At 66.0% G+C, this 21,888-nt stretch carries 20 protein-coding genes and 1 pseudogene; 11 read left to right on the top strand and 10 right to left on the bottom strand.

Annotation, left to right across the window (positions count from 1 at the left end; translation table 11 throughout):
* Window positions 1-55: 55 nt before the first annotated feature.
* On the bottom strand, window positions 56-985 hold the full coding sequence (locus tag PV768_RS10655; RefSeq protein ID WP_421093000.1) for a hypothetical protein: 930 nt from the start codon (window positions 983-985) through the stop codon (window positions 56-58).
* A 147-nt stretch (window positions 986-1,132) separates the two neighbouring features.
* On the opposite strand from PV768_RS10655, the gene PV768_RS10650 reads away from it, so the two are divergent.
* Complete coding sequence (locus PV768_RS10650; RefSeq protein WP_199775313.1) at window positions 1,133-1,432, top strand: type II toxin-antitoxin system VapB family antitoxin; 300 nt, start codon at window positions 1,133-1,135, stop codon at window positions 1,430-1,432.
* The gene (locus tag PV768_RS10645; protein ID WP_321215266.1) at window positions 1,425-2,099 is read left to right on the top strand and encodes a LytR C-terminal domain-containing protein; all 675 of its coding nucleotides are present in this window, start codon (window positions 1,425-1,427) and stop codon (window positions 2,097-2,099) included. The genes PV768_RS10650 and PV768_RS10645 overlap by 8 nt, the downstream gene beginning before the upstream one ends.
* Window positions 2,100-2,133: 34 nt before the next feature.
* On the opposite strand, the gene PV768_RS10640 is transcribed toward PV768_RS10645, so the two are convergent.
* Both PV768_RS10640 and PV768_RS10635 read right to left on the bottom strand, forming a co-directional pair.
* The gene (locus PV768_RS10640; protein ID WP_157239310.1) at window positions 2,134-2,784 is read right to left on the bottom strand and encodes a TetR/AcrR family transcriptional regulator; all 651 of its coding nucleotides are present in this window, start codon (window positions 2,782-2,784) and stop codon (window positions 2,134-2,136) included.
* Window positions 2,785-2,841: 57 nt separating this feature from the next.
* On the bottom strand, window positions 2,842-3,540 hold the full coding sequence (locus PV768_RS10635) for a DsbA family oxidoreductase (protein WP_421092999.1): 699 nt from the start codon (window positions 3,538-3,540) through the stop codon (window positions 2,842-2,844).
* Between the two features lie 220 nt (window positions 3,541-3,760).
* Between PV768_RS10635 and PV768_RS10630 the strand changes: the two genes are divergently transcribed.
* Both PV768_RS10630 and PV768_RS10625 read left to right on the top strand, forming a co-directional pair.
* Complete coding sequence (locus PV768_RS10630) at window positions 3,761-4,822, top strand: glycosyltransferase family 4 protein (RefSeq protein ID WP_321215267.1); 1,062 nt, start codon at window positions 3,761-3,763, stop codon at window positions 4,820-4,822.
* A gap of 55 nt (window positions 4,823-4,877) precedes the next feature.
* Window positions 4,878-7,016 carry a glycogen debranching N-terminal domain-containing protein gene (locus tag PV768_RS10625; protein WP_157239305.1) on the top strand — a complete coding sequence of 713 codons (2,139 nt, stop codon included), beginning with the start codon at window positions 4,878-4,880 and terminating at the stop codon, window positions 7,014-7,016.
* Between the two features lie 19 nt (window positions 7,017-7,035).
* Here PV768_RS10625 and PV768_RS10620 read toward each other — a convergent pair whose 3' ends face one another.
* Genes PV768_RS10620 through PV768_RS10600 form a run of 5 tightly spaced genes read right to left on the bottom strand, consistent with a single transcriptional unit; the run spans window position 7,036 to window position 11,663 of the window.
* Window positions 7,036-7,569 (bottom strand): GNAT family N-acetyltransferase, encoded by a 534-nt coding sequence (locus PV768_RS10620; RefSeq protein WP_421092998.1) that lies wholly within the window; start codon window positions 7,567-7,569, stop codon window positions 7,036-7,038.
* Between the two features lie 30 nt (window positions 7,570-7,599).
* Window positions 7,600-8,595: a sugar phosphate isomerase/epimerase family protein gene (locus tag PV768_RS10615; protein ID WP_321215269.1), complete on the bottom strand. Its 996-nt coding sequence runs from the start codon at window positions 8,593-8,595 to the stop codon at window positions 7,600-7,602.
* 1 nt (window position 8,596) lies between these two features.
* On the bottom strand, window positions 8,597-9,799 hold the full coding sequence (locus PV768_RS10610) for a Gfo/Idh/MocA family protein (protein WP_421092997.1): 1,203 nt from the start codon (window positions 9,797-9,799) through the stop codon (window positions 8,597-8,599).
* Complete coding sequence (locus PV768_RS10605) at window positions 9,796-10,926, bottom strand: Gfo/Idh/MocA family protein (RefSeq protein ID WP_421092996.1); 1,131 nt, start codon at window positions 10,924-10,926, stop codon at window positions 9,796-9,798. Before PV768_RS10605 ends, PV768_RS10610 begins: the two co-directional genes overlap by 4 nt.
* On the bottom strand, window positions 10,923-11,663 hold the full coding sequence (locus PV768_RS10600; protein WP_421092995.1) for a sugar phosphate isomerase/epimerase family protein: 741 nt from the start codon (window positions 11,661-11,663) through the stop codon (window positions 10,923-10,925). The genes PV768_RS10605 and PV768_RS10600 overlap by 4 nt, the downstream gene beginning before the upstream one ends.
* Before the next feature lie 148 nt (window positions 11,664-11,811).
* Here PV768_RS10600 and PV768_RS10595 point away from each other — a divergent pair, with 148 nt between their 5' ends.
* The 6 genes from PV768_RS10595 to PV768_RS10570 all read left to right on the top strand — a co-directional run bounded on the left by PV768_RS10595 (window position 11,812) and on the right by PV768_RS10570 (window position 18,398).
* Window positions 11,812-13,032, top strand: coding sequence for an ROK family protein (locus PV768_RS10595; RefSeq protein ID WP_421092994.1), 1,221 nt, complete (start codon window positions 11,812-11,814; stop codon window positions 13,030-13,032).
* Between the two features lie 347 nt (window positions 13,033-13,379).
* A complete protein-coding gene (locus PV768_RS10590) occupies window positions 13,380-14,675 on the top strand; it encodes an ABC transporter substrate-binding protein (protein WP_157239291.1) in 1,296 nt (431 codons plus the stop codon).
* Window positions 14,676-14,677: 2 nt separating this feature from the next.
* Window positions 14,678-15,610: a carbohydrate ABC transporter permease gene (locus PV768_RS10585; protein WP_421092993.1), complete on the top strand. Its 933-nt coding sequence runs from the start codon at window positions 14,678-14,680 to the stop codon at window positions 15,608-15,610.
* On the top strand, window positions 15,610-16,506 hold the full coding sequence (locus PV768_RS10580) for a carbohydrate ABC transporter permease (protein WP_321215275.1): 897 nt from the start codon (window positions 15,610-15,612) through the stop codon (window positions 16,504-16,506). The genes PV768_RS10585 and PV768_RS10580 overlap by 1 nt, the downstream gene beginning before the upstream one ends.
* A gap of 46 nt (window positions 16,507-16,552) precedes the next feature.
* Window positions 16,553-17,647, top strand: coding sequence for a Gfo/Idh/MocA family protein (locus tag PV768_RS10575; RefSeq protein ID WP_321215276.1), 1,095 nt, complete (start codon window positions 16,553-16,555; stop codon window positions 17,645-17,647).
* 1 nt (window position 17,648) lies between these two features.
* Complete coding sequence (locus PV768_RS10570) at window positions 17,649-18,398, top strand: ThuA domain-containing protein (protein WP_421092992.1); 750 nt, start codon at window positions 17,649-17,651, stop codon at window positions 18,396-18,398.
* 38 nt (window positions 18,399-18,436) lie between these two features.
* Here PV768_RS10570 and PV768_RS10565 read toward each other — a convergent pair whose 3' ends face one another.
* Window positions 18,437-19,444 carry a D-2-hydroxyacid dehydrogenase family protein gene (locus PV768_RS10565; protein ID WP_421092991.1) on the bottom strand — a complete coding sequence of 336 codons (1,008 nt, stop codon included), beginning with the start codon at window positions 19,442-19,444 and terminating at the stop codon, window positions 18,437-18,439.
* 141 nt (window positions 19,445-19,585) lie between these two features.
* Between PV768_RS10565 and PV768_RS10560 the strand changes: the two genes are divergently transcribed.
* Window positions 19,586-20,779: a CynX/NimT family MFS transporter gene (locus PV768_RS10560; protein WP_321215279.1), complete on the top strand. Its 1,194-nt coding sequence runs from the start codon at window positions 19,586-19,588 to the stop codon at window positions 20,777-20,779.
* Window positions 20,780-21,027: 248 nt separating this feature from the next.
* Here PV768_RS10560 and PV768_RS10555 read toward each other — a convergent pair.
* Window positions 21,028-21,888: pseudogene (locus tag PV768_RS10555) on the bottom strand (malate synthase A); the annotation flags it as partial.

Here is a 21,888-nt window from a genome sequence, read left to right as displayed (position 1 = left end):
GATAGCCCCGCCGGTAAAACGGCAGGGGTTCGGGCAGCCGATGCCCGGAAGGGGCTCAGTCGCCCAGCGCCTCCCGCCAGCTGCGCAGGAAAGCACCGCCGGCGTCGTCATGGATTACGGACGCCGGAAGCCCCAGGTCCTCGGCGGTCAGGACTGCGTAAGGTTTTTCCGGGATGCCGTCCGCGGGCCGGACATCCACGTGCTTGACCGGGTGGTCGTTGTGGTGAAGCCAGTCAGCCATGGCATAGTCCGTGCGCGAATCGCCAACGGTCCGCCAGGCCTCCGGGGTGATGCCCTGTGCCGCGAGCAGCTCCACTGCCCGGCTGGCTCCCAGGTCCTTCCCAAGCCGCACCGATTCAATGTCCGTGGAAATGATGGTGGGGTCCACCCGGTAGTCCACCTCGTCGTCGGAATTGGGGGCGTGGTGGTCCAGCCGCACAACTCCCAGCCCGTGGCGGGCCATCAGGTCCATGGCGTCGGCGTCGAAGAGTTTTTGCTCCGCCAGGTACTCGGCGCTGGGCACCTCGATGTGCTGCTCCACGGACACCATGGCCCGCTTGGTTTCGTCAAAGAACATGTGCGCTGCATAATCCTCTGCCACCATCCGCCGGATGTCGTCCCCGTAGGCTGCCGGCACGGCGAGTTCGCGGTCCACGTGGATGGGGCCGGGCCCGGCCGCGGTGTAGCTGAACCAGACGGCGCCCTTCTCGCAGACGGCGTGGATGATGGTGCCTGACGGAATCCCGGCGGCGATCATGGGTTCCATGACCTGTTCCCTGATGAACGCGTCAGAGCGCCCGGTGTTGAAAACAACGGGGATGCCGGCGGCGGCGAGGGCCACCAGGTCATCGATGATCTCCCGCTTCACATCGCGGGTGACCGGACTTGCCACCGGCCCGTCCACGTCGAGCAGGAGTGCCAGAGGCGGTGTGGCTCGTGCATGGGCTCCTGGTGCGGGCACGGCGGGGGACTCGGATACTGTCATACATCTATTCTCTCAGCAGTGCCGGGGGCGGGCTGTTCTGGCGGGCCTTGGGCACCGCATGTGACACATGGTCACTGTTTGGCCACAACCTGCAACAGGCACGCCCGGGCACTTTCGCTGGACGGGCAGGATGCCTAGTGTGGCAAGGTGATATTCAAAGCTGTGGGCGAGGGCCGCCCTTACCCCGACCATGGTTACATGACGCCGAAGGACTGGGCCTCGCTCCCGCCGCGGCCCGTCCGGCTGGATGAGCTGGTGACCACCAAACGCACCCTTGACCTGGAAGCGCTGCTGGCCGAGGACTCCACCTTTTTCGGTGACCTTTTCCCGCACGTGGTGCAGTACCAGGGAACCCTGTACCTGGAGGACGGGCTGCACCGCGCCGTCCGCACCGCCCTGCACCAGCGCACCGCAATCCACGCTCGCGTCCTGGTGATAGATGGCTAGGAAAAAGCAGCAGGACGTCAGTGTCCTCCACGGCCACCACGTTGTCACCGGCCCCGAACTGCGGGCCACCTTTGAAGCGGCCCGCGACGCCGACGATACAGCGCGCGTGCGCCGCCGGGCGCTGCACGGGGTTGTCCTGGTCCTCCTGATCGGCCTGATCGTTGCGGCCATCATCACCGCGCTGGCCATCATCGATGAACGGCTGAAGTTTCCTGCCGCAGCGCCGGCCGAGGAGGCCGTTTCCACCTGCCCGGCCGCCACCTTTGACTACACCCCCCACGAGCAGATCAACCTCAACGTCTATAACTCCACCAGCAGGCCCGGGCTGGCCCGCTCGGTGGCGGATGAGTTCCTGGCCAGGAAGTTCGTAGTGGGCGCGGTGTCCAACATCGACGCAGGCTACCGTGGCATTGCCGCCGTGGTTTCCGGGGCGGCCGGGCAGGCCGCTGCGTTCAGTGTCCAGCGCAACCTGCCGGGTTCGGACTACTTCCAGGACAGCAGGACAGACGGAAGCGTGGACGTGATCCTCTCCCAGGACTACAAGGCGCTGGCCCCGCCCGAGCTCGTTGACCAGACGCCCGGAAAGCTGGGTTGTCCGCGGGAAAGCCGCCGGGTTGCCGACGACGACAAATGGCCAGTCATCCCCTCTGCAGCGCCCACTCCGTGACGCGGGGTTGGCCGCCCGCCCACTGTGGTGCTGCTTAGCCAGCCACCGCGGGAAGCGGGGCCAGCCGGACGGGGCGGCCGTCGTCGTCGAACCTTGCCCCGGCCCCGAGCTGGATGAAGCGGACCGTCCTGGCCACCCGGGCTTCCAGTTCGGCGGGCTCATCGCTGCCCCTGGCCGCGCTGGAGGACAGCGTGCCCAGGATCAGCTGTGCCTGCTGGTTGACGTCCGCCACAGGAAGGTAGCCCTGCTCCATTCCGTCCCGCAGGATCCCCTGCAGCAGGACGCTTAGCTCGCCCACGTGGTTGGCGAGTTTGGCAAAGGACGACGGCGAGAGCACCGCTCCCATGGCAGGCCCCGGCGGGAGGTGGCGGCGGCTGAGGTCCACCACCTGCGCGCGGACGTACAGCGCGAGCCTGTCCACGGGGTTGTCCAGTCGTCCCAGGGAGTCCCGCAGTTCGGAGAGGAACTTCTCAGTCTCATCCAGGGCGTAGGAAATCAGCAGCTCTTCGATGTCCGCGTAGTAGTTGTAGACGGCGGTCCGGCCCACCCCGGCGTGCCGTGCCACGTCCGTCATGGTCAGCCCGGGCAGGCCATGGGAGAAAAGGAGTTCGCCGAAGGCCGTAAGGATGCGGCGCTGGGTGTCCGCTCGCTGCTCGGCATTACTGGCCGCTGAAATCCTGGGCATACAGACACTTTACCGCCATGTGTCAGTAAACGCCCCGCCCTTTCCTGCCGTACTTTCCTACGCCGGGCAGCCGTCCGGTCCGCAGGCCTCCCCCTCGCCGGAGTTGACCATGACAAGGGGATTGGCTTCCTGCCATGCCTGGTTCAAGGCGGCAGTGAAGGTCCCAACGGGTTGTGCCCCGGAGAGTCCGTACTTCCGGTCGATCACGAAGAACGGGACGCCGCTGATGCCCAGGGACCGGCCCTCCTCGAAATCGAAGCGGACTGCGTCCGCGTACTTGTCCGTGGTGAAGAGCTCATCCACTGCGCCGGGGTCGATGCCGAGTTCGACGCCGAGCGACGCAAGGTACTGCCGGCTGCCGATGTCCTTGCCATGCTCGAAGTGGTCGCTGAGCAGGCGTTCCTTTGCAGCATCCTGCTTGCCGTGGGCAGCGGCAAGGTGGATCAGGCGGTGCGCGGTGAAGCTGTTGGCCACCACCACCGAGTCGAACCGGTAATTCAGGCCCTCGGCCTTCGCCTGGCCGGCAACGTGGCCGAACATCGCCGAGACCTGCTCTGCGGGGATGCCCTTGCGGGAACTCAGGTACTCGAGTTCCGTGCCGTCATAGTGCTCGGGAAGGGTGGGGTCCAGCTGGTAGCTGCGCCAGGTCACGTCCACGTAATCACGGTGCGGGAAGGCGGCCAGGGCAGCTTCGAAGCGCCGCTTGCCAATAAAGCACCACGGGCAGGCAACATCGGACCAGATCTCTATCTTCATGTTGGACGTAACCGCGGATTTCGGGCCGCCATTCCGGAGCCCGGTGTTAGTTGCCGCACAGTGGGTCTTGTCTGCCGCCAATCCTGCGCCATAGTCTGAGTTGAAGGCTAAGCAGATGCCACCGGATGATTCTGAATTAGACCGCGGGACATATCAGGTTCCGCGGACAGTATTGCCCGGCCCGGCTGGGGAGCCAGGCCCGTTCTAGGCGAGGCCAGGAATGCGGATAGGACTGGTTGCAGGACCTTGGATTCCTGTTCCACCGGTAACGTACGGTGGCATTGAAAGAGTAGTGGACAGCCTCGCCAGAGGCTTTGCGGCGGCCGGGCATGACGTCGTGTTGGCAGCTCCCTCGGACAGCACATGCGCTGTCCCCCGGGCTCCGGGCATGCGGCCTGCCCACAGTGACGGACTCGGTTTAGCCATCTCTGAGCTGAGCCACGTAGTCCGGGCGTACGCAGCCATGGGGGACGTGGATATCATCCATGACCACACCCTCACCGGCCCCCTGTACGTGGAGCGGCCTGACCAGGTCCCGGTGGCAACGACAATCCACGGCCCGCTCAGTGCGGACGCAGTGGATATCTACCGTGCCATCGGCCGGAGGGCGGCTGTGATCGCTATCTCCCGGGACCAGTGCTCGCGCGCACCGGAGGTGCCGGTGACGCGGGTCATCCACCACGGGATGGACGTTTCCTCCGTTCCGATGGGGTCGGGGACCGGCGGCTACCTGTGCTTCGTCGGGCGGGCCTGCGCCGATAAGGGACTGCTGGAGGCCATTATGATCGCCAGGGAGGCGGGACTGCCGCTGCGGATAGCGGTCAAGATGCGCGACCCCGACGAAATCCGGTATTTCCGTGAGGTCATCGAGCCCATGCTGGGGCCCAATGAGGACTTCGTCGGCGAAGTGGACGACGCCATCAAGTATCGGCTGATGGGCGAGGCGCTGGCCTTCCTCAACCCGATTCAGTGGTCTGAACCTTTCGGGCTGGTCATGATCGAGGCGCTTGCCACAGGCACCCCTGTAATAGGCACCCGGATAGGTTCCGCACCCGAAATTATCGACCATGGCCGGACCGGGTACCTGGGAAGCACGGAGCAGCTGGCGGGCTTTGTGCATGAGGCGGAGAGCCTCAGCCGTGCAGCTTGCCGAAAGGCCGCCGCGGAACGGTTCAGCGAGGAACGCATGGTGAACGAGCACCTCCGGCTCTTCGAGAAGCTGGTCGCAGGGGAGGCTCCCCCAGGGGTTCCGGATGCGATCGGTTTGCACCAGAATCTTTAAGGGACGGTCTTCCGAACCGCGGTAAGTCCGCCTCCTAGCGAAGGAGCCCTTTCCCTTGACTGCATGGAACGCCGACACCGAGGCCGCCGCATCCGAATCAGGTTCGGTGACGGTGCTGGAAGGATCCTCGTTCTGCATCTCATCCGGCACCGGGGACATCAGTTCAGACACCGGCACGAACGGTGCTTTCTACCAGGACACGCGCATCATTTCCCACTGGATCCTCCGAGTTAATGGCTCCTTGCGTGAACCGTTGGCGGCGCAACGGCCCAAGCCCTTCGAAGCCACCTTCGTTGGGAGGGCCCAGTGGCCGGACGGCCGGTTCGACAGCCCGCTGGTGGTCCGTCAAACCCGCCACATCGGCCCCGGCCTGCAGGACGACATCACGCTGGAGAACTACTCGGCTGAGCCTGTGGAATGCGACATCGAACTCCTCGTTGGTGCAGACCAGGACGATCTTTTCGACGTCAAGGTGGGCCGCACGTCAAAGCATGCCGAGGCCGTCCGCACGGTCCGCGACGGCCAGCTCGTGATTGAAAGCGCCCGCAACGGCCAACGGCGGGGAACGGCCGTCCGGGCCCGCGGCGCCGCCGTCAGCACAGACGGGCTCCGCTTCCGCGCCACCATTCCACCCCGCGGCAAGTGGGCTACCAGCATCATTGTGGTCCCCCTGATCAACGGGCAGGCCCCCGCCGACGCCTTCAGCGAGGACGGGCTGCCGCACCACCGGGAGGGCGCCCGCCGGCACCGGCACTGGGAGCAGAACGTCCCGCTGATCACCGTGTCGGACGCCAACCTGCAGGATCTGCTGAACCGCAGCCAAAGCGACCTGGGATCCCTGCGGATCTTCGACCCGCACCATCCGGAACGGGTAGCCGTCGCCGCCGGCGCCCCCTGGTTCATGGCGCTCTTCGGCCGCGACTCCATCCTCTCCTCCTACATGAGCCTGATGGTGGACCCCAAACTGGCGGCCGGGACGTTGCAGACCTTGGCCGGCCTCCAGGGGACGAAGGTGGACACGGACTCCGAGGAAGAACCGGGGCGCATCCCGCACGAGGTGAGGTTGGGCGTCACCGCGGGGCTGGCGCTGGGGGGCAGCGCCTACTACGGCACCGCTGACGCCACGCCGCTGTTTGCGGCCCTGGTTGGCGAGCTGAGCAGGTGGGGGCAGTCAAAGGACATTGTGGAGCCGTTGGTGCCCCACGTGGACAGGGCTTTGGAGTGGATCGAGAAGTACGGGGACCGCGACGGCGACGGGTTCGTGGAGTACATCCGGCCCAACGACCATGGACTCGTCAACCAGGGGTGGAAGGATTCCTGGGACGGCATCAACTTCGCGGACGGGACCATGGCGGAGGCGCCCATTGCCCTCTGCGAAGTCCAGGCCTACGTTTACTCCGCCTATGTGGGCCGGTCACTGCTGGCCCGCTGGAGCGGCGACCGCGCCCTGGAACAGCACTGGGCTGAACGCGCCGCGGATTTGAAGGCCGCCTTCAACGAGAAGTTCTGGCTGCCGGACAAGGGTTACTTCGCCGTGGCGCTGGATAAGGACAAGCGGCCGGTGGACGCGTGTACTTCAAACATGGGGCACTGCCTCTGGATGGGCATCGTGGATGAGGACAAGGCGGCTTCCGTGGTGGAGCACCTGATGTCCCCGCAGATGTTCACCGGCTGGGGAATCCGCACCCTCAGCTCGGACATGGGCGCCTACAACCCGGTGAGCTACCACAACGGCTCGGTGTGGCCGCATGACACGGCCCTGGTGGCAACCGGGCTGATGCGCTACGGATTCGTGGAAGAGGCGCGCCGGGTGGCCACCGGCATCTTCGAGGCAGCTGAGCATTTTGACGGCAGGCTGCCCGAACTGTTCTGCGGTTTCGACCGCGGCGAGTTCTCCGGACCGGTGGCATACCCCACCGCCTGCTCGCCGCAGGCATGGGCGGCGGCGGCGCCCATACAACTGGTCCGGGCCCTGCTCCGCTTCGACCCCGTCTTCACGCACGGGGTAGTGCACCTGGCGCCGATCCTTCCGGAGGAGGTGGGCGAGTTCCGGGCTGAAAACGTGCTGCTGGACACCGCCCGCATCAACATCAGGGCGTCCGGGACCCACGGCACCGTGGAGGGGTTGCCGCCGGGCCTCAAGCTCCTGGCGGAACCGCGCCCGCCACTGGCTTACCCGGCTGAGTACGTGTAAGAGGGTAGTGGGGGGCCGGTCACGGGAGGGCGCGCTCCAGCACGAAATCGTGCTCCACGGTATTTCCCAGCCGGAAAGACTTGGTTCCCACCCTGCGGAACCCTGACTTCTCGTAGAAGCGGATGGCCCGCGCGTTTTGGCTGTTGACCCCGAGCCACACACCGGCTGCGCCTGATCCGGCCGCCGCCTGGAGGCTGGCGTGCATCAGCTCCGCAGCGGCGCCCAGGCCGTGGTGCCCGGGATGCACGTAGCACTTGCTGAGCTCCACGGACGGCGTGATTGTGAGCGCCGAGGAGACATCCGGGTCCGCCGCGGGACGGTTCACCAGGAGGCTGTACCCGCGGAGGGAACCCTCCGCGTCTATCACCAGGACGGTGACGTCCGGGTCACCGAGGTACGTCCGGAAGTGCCGTTCGCTGAGGGTGTTCGCCAGGTGCGCGGCTATGTCTTCAGGCGACGTCGACGGAGGGCAGGCCAGCGGAAAGGTGACGGTTGCCAGGGCTGCCAGCGCCCCGGCGTCGTCCGTTGTTGCCGGGCGGATGGTGTGGGTCATGCAGGGATTCTACGTGCGTGCCCCCGGGAGCTACTGCTTGAAGGCGGCGTCGAAGGACGTGCTCGATGGCGGGAAGTCGAACTTCTTGAGGGCCGCGAGGGCTTCGGGGGCGCCGTGCAGGCGGTCCATGCCGGCGTCTTCCCATTCGACGGAGATAGGCCCGTCATAGCCGATCGCGGACAGGGCGCGGAACGAGGCTTCCCAGGGGACGTCGCCGCGGCCGGCGGAGACGAAGTCCCACCCGCGGCGCGGATCGCCCCAGGGCAGGTGGGAGCCCAGGACCGTGTTGCGGCCGGTCTGGCGGATCTTGGTGTCTTTGCAGTCCACGTGGTAGATCCGGTCCTTGAAGTCCCAGATGAAGGAAACGGGGTCCATTCCCTGCCACATCATGTGGGAGGGGTCCCAGTTCAGGCCGAACGCTTCGCGGTGTCCGATCGCCTCGAGGGTGCGGACGGTGGTCCAGTAGTCGTAGGCGATCTCGGACGGGTGGACTTCGTGGGCGAACCGGACGCCGCATTCGTCGAAGACATCCAGGATGGGGTTCCAGCGGTCGGCGAAGTCCTGGTAGCCGGCGTCGATGACCTTTTCCGGGACGGGCGGGAACATGGCCACGTACTGCCAGATGGAGGAGCCGGTGAAGCCGACGACGGTGTCCACCCCGAGTGCCTTGGCGAGCCGGGCGGTGTGCTTCATTTCCTCGGCGGCCCTCTGGCGGACGCCTTCGGGGTCGCCGTCGCCCCAGACCTTGGCGCCCACGATGTCCTGGTGGCGGAAGTCGATGGGGTCATCGCACACGGCCTGGCCCTTGAGGTGGTTGGAAATGGCCCAAACCTTCAGGTTGTACTTTTCCAGTACGGCGAGCTTGGACTCCACGTAGCCGGGTTCGTCCCAGCGCCAGGCGTCCAGATGGTCCCCGGAGACGGCGATTTCCAGGCCGTCGTAGCCCCAGCCGGAGGCCAGTTTGGCCACCTCTTCGAAGGGCAGGTCGGCCCACTGGCCGGTGAACAGGGTAAACGGGCGGGGCATGTCAGTCTCCTTGCGGGTGGGTGGCGGTGGCGGCCGGGTTGGCGGGGGCCAGTTGGATGAGGGCGCTCTTCGCGGCGGCGGATTCCTCCACGGCGTCCAGGATGCGCTGGACGGCCAGCCCGTCCTCGAACGACGGCGACGGCGCGGTTCCGGAGCTGACGGCAAGCAGGAAGTCGCGGACTTCGTGGGTGAAGGTGTGCTCCCAGCCGATGATGTGGCCCTGCGGCCACCACGCCTTAAGGTACGGGTGCTCGGGCTCGTTGACCAGGATCCGGCGGAAGCCCTGCTCCCGGGCGGGTGCGGTGGCATCCAGGAACGCAAGCTCATTGAGGTTTTCCAGGTCGAACCGGAGGGCGCCCTTGTCGCCGTAGACCTCAAGCTGGAGGGAGTTCTTCCGTCCGGTGGCCACCCTGGAGGCCTCCACTGAGGCGACTGCTCCCGAGGCGAGGGACAATGTTGCCCAGGCGGCGTCGTCGACCGTTACATCCTCAAGGCCGCCTGCGGGACCGCTCGTGCCGGGGCGCCGGTTCACGAAGGTGTGCAGGCGGCCGGTGACCTCGGTGACCCGGTCCCCCAGGAGGAACAGCACCTGGTCGATGGCGTGGGAGGCGATGTCACCCAGGGCGCCGGAGCCGGCTGTTTCCTTCTTCAGCCGCCAGGTCATGGGCGCCTGGTCGTCAGCCAGCCAGTCCTGCAGGTAGGCGGCACGGACGTGCCGTACCGTGCCGATCCTGCCCTCGGCGATCAGCTCCTTGGCAAGGGCAAGGGCAGGCACCCTGCGGTAGTTGAACCCGACCATCGACTGGACGCCCCTGGCCCGTGCGGCCTGCGCCGCAGCGGTCATTGCCTCGGCCTCCGCCACGGTGTTGGCGAGGGGCTTCTCCAGCAGCACATGCTTGCCCGCCTCAAAGGCGGCGATGGCGATTTCGGCGTGCATCCAGCCCGGGGCGCAGACGTCGATGATGTGGATGTCGTCCCGCTCCAGGACAGTGCGCCAGTCGGTGGCCGTTTCCGCCCACCCGTACCTGCCGGCAGCCTCCGAGACGGCGGCGGCATCGCGGCCAACCAGGACCTTTTGTTCAAACGCCGGGACGTCGAAGAAGCTGGCCACGTTCCGCCACGCGTTGGAATGTGCCTTGCCCATGAAGGCGTAGCCGATCATCGCCACACCCAGTGGCGCCGTGGTTCCCGGTTCCCGGCTCATGCGGAGCCTCCGAGGGTCAGCGTCTCCGGTGCCCAGTCCTCGGGGAGCGGAGCAGAGGTCGGGGCGGAGCTTTCCACGTCCACAAAGGTGCCCGAGTCCATGGATTCCGAGATGGAGACCATGGCGTCCAGCACATGGTAGGCCAGGCTGCCGGGGGCGCGGTGGGGGACGCCGGCACGCAGCGAACGCGCCATGTCCAGGACGCCCATGCCGCGGCCGTTCGCCGGGCCCGTGGCCGGGATGATGGTCCAGGCTTCGTCGCCCGCGCGCCAAAGCCTGACGTCGCCGTCGAAGTTGTTGGGATCCGGCAGGGAGATAGTGGCCTCCGTGCCTGTAATCTCCACGAATCCCATCCGCGTGCGGGGAGATTCGAAGGAGAAGACGCTGTGGGAGGACGCGCCGCTTTCGAATTGCGCCATGGCCGAGACGTGCGTGGGGACTTCCACGGTGAACTCCTCGCCGGCCTTGGGTCCGGAACCGATGACGCGGATGTCCTTGGCCTTGGAGCCGACGGCGGCCACCTTGCGGATGGAGCCGAAGGCCTGGACCAGGGTGGTGAGGTAGTAGGGGCCCATGTCGAACAGGGGGCCGGCGCCGTACTGGAACAGGAAGGCGGGGTTGGGGTGCCAGGACTCCGGACCCGGCGTCTGGAAGGTGGTCATGCCGGTCAGGGGCGTGCCGATGTCGCCGCGCTGGATCAGGCGCAGTGCAGTCTGGAGCCCGGCACCCAGGAACGTGTCCGGGGCGCAGCCAAGGCGAATCCCCGCGGAGTCTGCGGTTTTGAGGAGCCCCAGGCCTGATTCGCGGTCAAGGGAAAAAGGCTTCTCGGTCCAGACGTGCTTGCCGGCGTGTACGGCTGCTGTGGCCACTTCGACGTGGGCTGCGGGAATGGTCAGGTTCACGATGATCTCGACGTCGGGGTGGTGCAGTGCTTTTTCCACCCCGCCCCACTCGGGGATGCCGTATTCGTTGGCCCGGGCTTCGGCGGCTTCCTCGAAGAGGTCCGCGATGACGTGGACCTTGAGGTCGGGGAACGTGGTGAGGTTGTCCAGGTACTGCTTGCTGATGTTGCCCGCGCCGATGACGCCGACGCCCACCGGGCCTTTGCTGGGGGAGGGGGTGCTCATGCGCTGGCTCCTGCGCTGTTGAGGAATGCCAGGCTCTCGGCGATGCCCTGGAAGATGTCTCCCTCGTAGTCGTCGAATTCCACCACGCCCACCTCCAGGGCCTTTGCTGCGGCGATGACGTCAAGGACCTGCACCTTGCCCTTGCCGGCCGGTTGCTGGGCCTTGGTATCCGTGGTCAGGGGGCCGTCCTTGATGTGGATCAGCTTTACCCGGTCACCAAGCCTGGCGAGGATGTCCACCGGATCCTGCCCGCCCACGGCCACCCAGTAGGTGTCCACTTCCAGGACCAGTTCCGGGTCAAGCAGGTCGGCGAAGTATTCCAGGGCGGTCCGGCCTTCGACGAGTGACTCCAACTCCCACTGGTGGTTGTGGTAGCCAACCCGGATGCCGTACTCGGCGCCCTTTTTGGCGGCTTCGTTCAGCTTCTCCGCCGTGGCACGGATGTCCTCGGCCGTCTGCCAGCGGTCGGCGGGGATGAACGGGTCGATCACCGTGGTGATGCCCAGGTCCCTGGCCGCTGCGAAGATTTCGTCCTGGTCCTGGCTGAGCAGCGGGGCATGGCCGGACGGCGCCGTCAGTCCGTTCTCTTTCAGGGCACTGCCCAGTTCCTTCGCGGTGGCCACGAAATTGTAGGGCTCCACCTGGGTGAAACCGATGTCCGCGACCCTGCGGATGGTTCCGGGAAGGTCCTCTTCCAAGGGCCGCCGAAGAGTGTAAAGCTGAAGCGAGTAGTCCATGGCCTGCCCATTCCTTGCTGCTCGATGTTGCATGCGCCGCAGCACATGAGTTGGGTTTTTTACAAATTACGGCGACTTTTGGCGCAAGTCAATCAAAAGTCAAGGATTACTCGAACCAAAGTATTTCCGAATGTGCTATTCCTTAGGTATGGCGATCGTTCCGAGGCAACAACCGCGTCTACAGCAGGAAGCCGGGCTGCTTTCGCGCACCGGTGACCTGTTCCAGCTGCTCCGTGACGGCAAGCCCCGCACGCGGTCCGAACTGGCGGACCTGACCGGCCTTGCCCGGACCACTGTTGCCGCCCGGATTGATGCCCTCCTTGCCATGGGCCTGGTGGGTCCGGCCGGCGAAGCGGCCTCCTCCGGCGGGCGGCCGCCGTCGAAATTTGCGTTTAACGCGGGGGTCAGGCTGGTGCTCGCCGCCGACATAGGCGCAACCCATGCCTCGGTCGCGGCCACGGACCTGAATGCCACCATCCTTGCCAGGCACTCCGAAGCGATCGATATTGGGGAAGGTCCCGAACCCGTCCTGAACCGCGTCATCGAAATAGGGCGCAAGCTGTTGGAAGACGTCGGGCGCCGCGTCGGCGATCTTGCCGGAGTGGGGATAGGACTCCCCGGTCCTGTGGAACACAGCACGGGGCGGCCGGTGAAACCTCCCATCATGCCGGGCTGGGACGGGTTCGATGTGGCCGGATTCGTTGGCCGGCAGCTGGGCACGGTCGTGCTGGTGGATAACGACGTGAACATCATGGCGATCGGTGAGCGGTACGCCTACTGGCAGGAATTCCAGAACGTGTTGCTGGTCAAAGTGGCCACGGGCATCGGTGCCGGCATCATCAGCAACGGCCAAATCCAGCGTGGCGCAGATGGTACTTCCGGCGACCTTGGGCACGTCCGGGTCCCCGACGGCGAGGACGTGCTGTGCCGCTGCGGCAACAGCGGATGCCTCGAGGCCCTGGCATCCGGACCTGCCTTGGCCGGTAAGCTGCGTGCGGAAGGAATCGAGGCCACCACCAGTACAGACGTGGTGGAACTCGCGGCCAAGGGAAACGTCCAGGCCATCCATGCGCTGCGGCAGGCCGGACGGGACCTGGGGGAGGTACTCGCAATTTGCGTGAACCTGCTCAACCCTTCCGTCATTGTGGTGGGCGGAAGCCTGGCGCGCGCCGGCGACCAGCTGCTGGCGGGGGTACGCGAGGCGGTTTACCGCAGATCGCTGCCGCTTGCCACGTCCCGGCTCCGCATCGAGCAGTCCAAAGCTCCGGCAGACGCCGCAATACTTGGTGCCAGCCGGATGGTGATTGACCACGTCCTCTCGCCCGAAGCGGTGGAAACCGCCATCCGGACGTCCACCCAGGCTGATTAGGCGCGTCCCCCCAAATTCCAGGCCTGTACGGTCCGTGCACCCAAGCGCGTAGGCACGCAAGCACCCAAGCACGCAGGCCTCGCCGCGGCATGCCCTCGAATACCGGCAGATGTATCCCGGGATCCAATCGGATACCGAAAAATCCCATCCGATTCTTGTTGACATGGGTCACACTCCATGGAAATCTGCTTACAGCGGCTCGTTTACATACTTTTGACCTATAGCGGTTGAAAGTTGCGGCTGACCGCTTCATCGTCCCGCTGTCCGGTACCTGCGGCCGTCCGATTATGGCCGTGGACCGAATGGGCGGACCAGGCCACCCCGAAAGGAAACTCGTGAAGGCATCCATGCCAGCAAGACGCCGTCGTCTTGCCCAGAGTGTTGCAGCAACCGTAGTAGCGGGAGTCATGCTCGCGGGCTGCGGAAACCAGCCGGCGTCGAAATCGGAATCGACCCAGGCTCCGGCCGCGGCCGTAGCCGATCCCAAGAGCGCAGAAGGCGCCAAGGGAAACATCCATTTGTGCGGCGGCAAAGACGCGAGCGGCATCCACAAGAACACCACGGCGGCCTTCAACGCCGCCAACCCGGGCATGACGGCGAAGTACACGGAGATCGGTGCCACGACGGACGAATCCCGCACGCAGGCCGTCCAGCGCCTTGAAGGCAAGTCCACCGAGTGCGACATCTTCATGACGGACGTGATCTGGACGGCCGAGTTCGCCTCGCAGGGCTGGCTGCTTGACCAGACCGAACTGGTCGAAGGAATCAAGGACAACCTCATCACGTCCACGACGGAGACGGTGAAGTACGACGGCAAGTACTGGGCCGCACCCTTCTACACGAACGCCGGCCTGATCTACTACCAGAAGGACAAGGTGGCCAAGCCGGAAACCTGGCAGCAGCTCTACAAAGAGGCAGCCAAGGCCCCAGGCAACGGGCTGGTCTACCAAGGCAAGCAGTATGAAGGCCTGACGGTGAACTTCCTCGAACTCCTCTACAGCGCCGGCGGCGAGGTCCTGGATGCCAACGGCGAAGTGGCGGTGGACAACGACACCACCCGCAAGGTCCTGAACTTCATGGCCGACGGCATCAAGAACGGTTCCGCGGACCGTGCCGTGCTGACCTACAACGAAGATCCCGCACGCCTGGCCTACGAGTCCGGCAACTTCGGATACCAGCGCAACTGGCCCCACGTCTACCGCCTCCTGAACGCCACCAACCTGGCAGGCACCTTCGGCGTGGCACCGCTGCCCTCCTTTGACGGCTCCGCCAAGCCAAGCGGCGTCCTGGGCGGCTGGAACTTCGCCATCTCCGCCCACTCCACCAACCCGGGCGCAGCCGTGGCCTACATCAAGTTCGCCACCTCCCCGGAGTGGCAGAAGCACGTGGCCATGGACAACTCCCAGGCGCCGGTGAACGAGGCCGCCTACTCCGCCCCCGAAGTCCTGGCCAAGATGCCGTTCGCGAAGGAACTGCTCGACTCGGTCAAGGGTGCCAAGCCCAGGCCGGTCTCCCCGGTGTACCCGCAGATTTCCCAGGCCATCAACAAGAACGTCTACGCGGTCCTGTCCGGCACGGCCACAGCGGATGACGCAACCAAGCAGATGGCTGAAGAGATCAAGACCGCCAAGGCGACCTTCTGACCATGGCACCCCCTGTCCTGACTTCCGGTCGTGGCCGCGTGAGCGGCCACGACCGGGCGGAACGCCGCCTGGCCATCAGGATGACGGCACCGTCCCTCATCCTGATGGCCCTGGTGGCCGCTGTGCCCATCGGCTACGCACTGTGGCTCTCGCTGAACCAGTACAGCGTCCGCCAGGCCGGCCTGTCCCGCTTCGTCGGCCTCGATAACTACATCGCGGCATTGGCGAGCAAGGAGTGGTGGGCGGCCTTCGGCCAGACCTTCCTCTTCGCCGGGCTCTCGGTGTCGCTGGAACTGGTGCTGGGAACGGCCATGGCCCTGCTGCTGAACCTTGCCTTCCGGGGCCGTGCGCTGCTCCGCACCATCGTGCTGCTGCCGTACGCGATCGTCACAGTGGTCAGCGCCATCACCTGGGAGACCATGTTCGAACCAAACCTGGGGCTGGTGACCACGGTCCTTTCCGGCCTGGGCCTGCCCGCCGGCGACATCGTCTGGCTGGGTGAACCTGGCTACGCCATGGCCGTGGTTGTCCTGGCTGACGTCTGGAAGACCACTCCCTTCGCGGCGCTCATCATCCTGGCCGGCCTGCAGGTCATTCCGGATGAGACCTACGAGGCGGCTGAACTGGACGGCGCCAGCAAATGGCAGACCTTCCGGGATGTCACCCTGCCCCTGCTGAAGCCCGCGATTGTCCTGGCGGCGATCTTCCGCACTATGGATTCCCTGCGCGTCTTCGACCTGCCGTTCGTCCTGACCCGCGGCGCCAACGGTACCGAATCAATGTCGATGCTTGCCTACAAGGAGCTGCGGGAAAACCGACTGGTGGGTGAGGGCTCAGCGCTGTCCATCCTGACGTTCCTGACGGTCATGGTGGTCTCCATGGTCTATATCCGCTTCGCAGGCAGCAACATCCGCGCCGTCGCCAAGGAGAACTGATGGGTACCCTGCTTGCCGACCGTCCCGCCGATACGTCGGCCCGGTCCAAGGCACCTCGCCGACGTTTGCGGGGGGAAGCCAAACTTCACCCGCTGACGTGGCTCTTCGTCCTGGCCGTCATGGCCTTCTCGCTGGTTCCGTTCTACTGGCTGGTCAATACGTCCCTGAAGAAAGGCGCCAGCCTGGGCAAGGGGGAACTGTTCCCCGCCGAACCCTCGCTGGATAACTACCTGACGGTCCTCCAGAACGCCGAATTCCTGCTGGCGCTGCGGAACTCGGTGATTATCGCCGTCGTCACCACCACGCTGGCGCTGGTGTTCGCATCCTTTGCCGCTTACGCCCTGGCCCGGCTCAAGATGCGCCGGAAGGCGCTGATCCTGACGCTGATCCTGTCCGTGACCACTTTTCCGGCGATCGCCATCGCAGCGCCCATGTTCGCGATCTGGCGGGAGATCGGGCTCTACGACACCCTCGTCGGCCTCATCATCCCCAAGATGACCTTCGCTCTGCCGCTGGCCATTTACACCCTGACGTCCTTCTTCCGGGAAATCCCGCGGGAGCTGGAGGAATCCGCGTACATGGACGGAGCTTCCCCTTTCCAGGCTTTCCGAAAGGTGATCCTGCCGCTTGCGGTGCCGGGCCTGGCCACCACGGCCATCCTGGTGTTCATCTCCGTCTGGAACGAGTTCCTCCTGGCCGTCACGCTGACGACGTCGCCGGACGCGCGCCCGGTCCCGGTTGCCATTGCCTTCTTCAACGGTGCCAGCGAGTTCGACCAGCCCATGGGCACCATCAGCGCCGCGTCCGTCCTGATCACACTGCCCCTTGTCATCCTGGTCCTGGTCTGCCAGAAGAGGATTGTCTCGGGCATGACCGCCGGGGCCGTCAAGGGCTGACTTCCCAACCCCATTTCCATCGCACGAAAAAGAGAAGGATCTACCTGTGAGCAATCAGCAGCCGGAAACCCTGAAGGTGGGGGTGGTTGGCATCGGATGGGCCGGCCAGCAGCACATCAAGGCCTACAAGGGCATGGATGGCGTGGAACTCGTAGCGGTCGCTGCCATGGAGGCGGACCTCCTGGCCAACCTGAAGGACGAGTACGGCATCCCGCACACGTTCGCCCGCTGGGAGGACCTGATCGACATGGAGGGGCTGGACGCCGTCAGCGTGGCCGTGCCCACCTTCCTGCACGCACCCATCGCCATCGCGGCTTTGGAAAAGGGGCTGCACGTCCTGAGCGAAAAGCCGCTGGCTCGCAACGGCGTCGAAGGCCAGGCGATGGTGGACGCCGCACGCAAGGCCGGCCGCGTGCTGGACGTCGCCTTCAACCACCGCCGCCGCGGCGACATCCAGAAGCTGAAGGGCATCATCGACGACGGTGAGCTCGGCCGGCCATACTACGCGAAGGCCTCGTGGCTCCGGCGCTCCGGCATCCCCATGCTGGGCAGCTGGTTCACCAATCCGGAGCTGGCCGGCGGCGGTCCGCTGGCCGACATCGGCGTGCACGTGCTGGACTACTCCCTGCACCTGCTGGGGGAACCCAAGGTCCTGTCCGTCTCCGCCGCCACCCACTCCGAACTGGGCCCGCGCGGACTGGGCGGCAACGCCCGCTACTCGGCGATGAAGTCCAGCCACAAATTCGAGGTGGAGGATTTCGCCACCGCGTTCATCCGGCTCGAAGGCGGCGGCACGCTCATCCTCGAGGCGGGCTGGGCGGCCTACCGCGAAGAGAAGGACCTCCTGGACTTCACCGTGTACGGGACCGACGGCGGCGCCGAACTGCGCGCTGTAGGCGCTTCGATGGCACCGGTTGCGGACCTGAGGATCTTCAAGGAGAAGGACGGCGAAAACGCCGACTACGAGGTGGTGGCTGAGCCCGGCCGCGCCCACGACGCCGTCGTCGAGGACTTCGTCAACGCCGTCCGCGGCGGCCCGGAGGCGTGGGGCGCGCATGACGGCTCGGTGGCCCTCAGCCGGGCCCTGGTCCTGGACGCCTGCTACCGGTCCGCACTCGAACACCGGGAAGTTGCGCTCTGACATGACGGACAAACTCAACATCCTGGTCTGGAACGAGGGCGTCCACGAGGCGCAGAATACGCCAGCCTCCATGGCGGAGATGTACCCGGACGGGATCCACGGCGCCATTGCCGCGGGCCTGCGCGGACACCTGCCGGATTCGCAGGTGGCCACCGCAACCCTTGCGGACCCCGAGCACGGACTCAGCGAGGAGGCGCTGGCGGGAACGGACGTCCTCCTGTGGTGGGGACACAAAGCCCACGCCGAGGTCAGTGACGACGTCGTGGATCGGGTGCAGCGCCACGTCCTGGGCGGAATGGGCCTGTTGGTCCTCCACTCCGGCCACTTCGCCAAGATCTTCACCCGGCTCCTGGGCACCACCTGCTCGCTCAAGTGGCGCAACGACGGTGAACGCGAGACAGTGTGGACGGTCAAACCGTCCCACCCCATCGCGCAGGGCGTTCCCAATCCGCTGATCATTCCCAAACAGGAGATGTACGGCGAACTCTTTGACATTCCGGACCCGGACGACCTCATCTTCATCAGCTCCTTTGAAGGCGGCGAGGTGTTCCGCTCCGGCGTGACCTTCACCCGCGGCAAGGGCCGGATTTTCTATTTCAGCCCCGGCGACCAGGACTACCCGGTTTACCACCAGGCTGAAATCCGGCAGGTGCTGGCCAACGGCGTCCGCTGGGCCGCCCAGCCGGGCGTCTTCCGCGAGCAACCCGGGGTGGCTAACGCCCGGCGCGGCTGGTACCTCGAGGACGCCTGAGGCACTGCCAAAGAAGTCCGACGGCGGACCGGTTGCCTTTAGATGGCCGGGCCGCCGTCGTCGTTTCCGTCCCCGGGGCGCGGGGGGTAAGGCGTGAGCGTGCGGACAGGCGCGCCCGCCAGCCAGGCCGTGACGTCCTCGAAAGCCCCGCCGTAGAACTGCCGGTAGCTTTCCCGCGTGACGTAGCCGAGGTGCGGAGACAACACGGTGTTGGGCGCCGCGAGCAGAGGGTGCCCCGCCTGCAGCGGTTCCTGGTCGAACACATCCAGCGCCGCCCCGCGGATCCAGCCTTCGGCGAGGGCCTTCAGCAGGGCGTCCTGGTTGACCAGGGGCCCCCGGGCGGTATTCACCAGGATGCCCTCAGGTCCCAGCAGCCGGAGTTCCGGCTCGGCCACAATGTTTTCGGAGCGTTCGGAGAGCCGCAGGTGGAGCGTGGCAACATCCGAGAGCCGGAAGAGTTCCTCCTTGGACACCAGGCGGGCGCCGGCCTCCTCCGCTGCCGCGGCCGTCAGGTTCTGGCTCCAGGCCAGGACCTCCATTCCAAAGGCCTGCCCGTACGCCGCGATCCGTCGGCCAATCTTGCCAAGGCCCACCACGCCCAGGGTCTTACCGGCCAGCTCGAAGCCAACGGTGGTCTGCCAGGAGCCTGCACGCAGGGAGTTCTCTTCGGCCGGCAGGTTCCTGGCGAGGGCCAGCAGCAGGGCCCACGTCAGTTCGGGGGCGGCGGCGGGCGAGCCCGGTGTGCCGCAAACGGTGATGCCCTGCTCGGCAGCGGCGGCCACATCCACGGCGGCATTCGCCATGCCGGTGGTCACCAGGAGCTGGAGATTTGGAAGTTTTTCCAGCACCTCCCGCGGAAAGGCGGTCCGCTCGCGCATGGCCACCACCATGGTCACATCCGCCAGCGCGGACACCAGGGCCTCCGGCGAGGCGAAGGGTTCACGGAAGGTCATGGTGGCGACGCCCTCGGCTTCCAGGGCAGCCCAGTCGGCAAAACCATGGGCCACGCCCTGGTAGTCGTCGAGGATGGCGAGGCGGTGCTTCATGGCGTTGTCCTTCGTCCCGGGTAACCTTGGCGTGATGTTCATCGTAAGGCAGCGGGTCCTGGCCTTTCCTGGAACCCCTGCCACTTCCGGCGTGATAGCAATGGGAGTGATGAAACCACCCCCAAACCGGTTCCTGGCCCCGTGAACGGCCGGATCCTCGCCCGCATTCCCAACAGCTGGATCCTGCTGGCCTGCATAGGCCTGCTGGCCCTGAACCTGCGGGGCCCTTTTGTGGCGGTCGCCCCCGTAGTGGACCTGATGCAGGCGGAACTCAACTTCTCGCCGGTCGTGTTGGGGCTCCTGACCAGCATCCCGGTGCTGTGCTTCTCCCTTGCCGCTCCGCTGGCCTCCCTGGCCGCGAGGAAATTCGGTGCCGAGTTCGCGGTGACGCTGACCATCCTCGGCGTGCTGGCCGGCGTCCTGGTGCGTTCGGCGGGAGGGCCCGTGCTGGTTGTGGCCGGGACGGTGCTGATTGGCCTGGCCATCACGGTGGGCAACATCGCGGTGCCGCTGATCATCCGCCGCGATTTCGGGCGGGCCCGGCAGGGGACCGCGATGGGCATCTACACAGCGGCGTTGAACATTGGCTCGTTCCTGACCTCGGTGGCCACGGCACCGCTGGCCAGCCTGGCCGGCTGGCGGTTCGCGCTGGGATCGGTTGCCGTCCTGGCGGTGGTGGCGGTAGTTTTCTGGACCCTCGCCGTGGGCGTGCGCCGCGCCTTCTTCATTGCCCCCGACGACGGCAAGGGCACGCGGTTGCCGCCGGTCGACGGTGCGCGGTGGACCACGGCCGGCCTGACGGCCGGCTTCGCTGGACAGGCCTTCTCCTATTACGGGGTAACCGCCTGGCTGCCGAAGATCCTGGCCGACGAGCTGGGAATGGCCCCTGCCGCGGCCGGTGCCGGATCCTCGCTGTTCCAGATCCTCGCGATCGCCGGCAGCCTGGGTGTGCCACTGGCGGCGCGGTTTGCCCGTACGACTACGGTGGCCGTGGCCCTTGGCCTGATGTGGCTGACGGTCCCCTTGGGCCTGCTGCTGGCCCCCGAATGGTGGTGGCTTTGGTGCTCCCTGGGCGGCGTAGCCCAGGGTGGCGGCATCACGTTGATCTTCATCGCCATCATCAAGATCGCGCGGGACCAGGCGTCGGCAGGGAAGATGTCCGCCGTCGTCCAAGGCGCCGGTTATGCAATCGGTGCGGCCGCTCCTCCGCTGCTGGGGTACCTGCACGGGCTGACCGGTTCCTGGACCGTGCCCATGCTGTTGATCCTGGCGTCGGTGCTGACGTTCTTCCTGACCACCACCCTTTCCGTGCGGAAGGTGCCGAAGAACCGCTGAGGCGGGCGGCGCCGTCGTCGTAAGCTCTCCGTGCCTTCCGACGCTCTCTCACTTAACGCGGGAAATAGTGAATCGCTCTCTCACTTTCCTAAGAAAAGTGAGAGAGCGATCCGGGGTTTCCCGCATCAAGTGAGAGAGCGATCGGGAAACGTAAGGGAGGTGCTCCGTCGCCGGGCCGGCCCTCCGGCTTTCGGAGGTGCCTGTTGCGGAGGGCGTGCCGGCCCGGCGGACGGAAGTCTTGTTCGAACCTACGCTGCCGCGAGTTCTTCGGCGGTGGCCTTTTCGCGGGCTTCGGTGAGGTAGCGGGCGTAGGCGGGGAGGGTGAGGAAGGACGGGAAGTCCTGGGCCAGGGTAACTTCTTCGAAGATGTCGCGGGCGTCTTCGAAGCGGTCGCCGTCGAAGCGTTCGAGCCGTGCGAATTCCTCGTCGAGGAGTTCCTCGATCCAGTGGTGGGTGATGATTTCGCCGTGGTCGGTGATGGCGCGGGCGTAGATCCATTGCCAGAGCTGGGAGCGGGAGATTTCGGCGGTGGCGGCGTCTTCCATGAGGTTGTGGATGGCTACTGCGCCGTTGCCGCGGAGCCAGGATTCGATGTAGCGGATGCCTACTTCGATGTTGTTCCGGATGCCTTGTTCGGTGATGGTGCCGGTGGTCGCGGCGACGTTGATGAGGGCGGCGTCGTCGGGGGTGACGTCCTCGCGGGTGCGGTCCAGCTGGTTGGGCTTGCTGCCCAGGATGCCGTCGAACACCTCGCGGCAGACGGGCACCAGGTCCGGGTGGGCCACCCAGGAGCCGTCGAAGCCGTCGTTGGCTTCGCGGGTTTTGTCCGCGCGGACTTTTTCGAGGGCGTTGGTGTTCGCTTCGGGGTCTTTGCGGTTGGGGACGGCTGCGGCCATGCCGCCGATGGCCATGGCGCCGCGTTTGTGGCAGGCGCGGACGAGCTGTTCGGTGTAGGCGCGCATGAAGGGCTGCGTCATGGTGACCTGGGCCCGGTCCGGGAGGACGAAGCGGGGGCCGCGGGTGCGGAAGTTTTTGATGAGGGAGAAGATGTAGTCCCAGCGGCCGGCGTTGAGTCCGGCGGCGTGGTCGCGGAGTTCGTAGAGGATTTC

The organism is Pseudarthrobacter sp. CC4 (assembly GCF_048957775.1).
In the GTDB taxonomy this organism is placed as follows: domain Bacteria; phylum Actinomycetota; class Actinomycetes; order Actinomycetales; family Micrococcaceae; genus Arthrobacter.
Note: the sequence above shows the minus strand (reverse complement) of the source record. Positions and strands in the feature narration are given on the sequence as shown.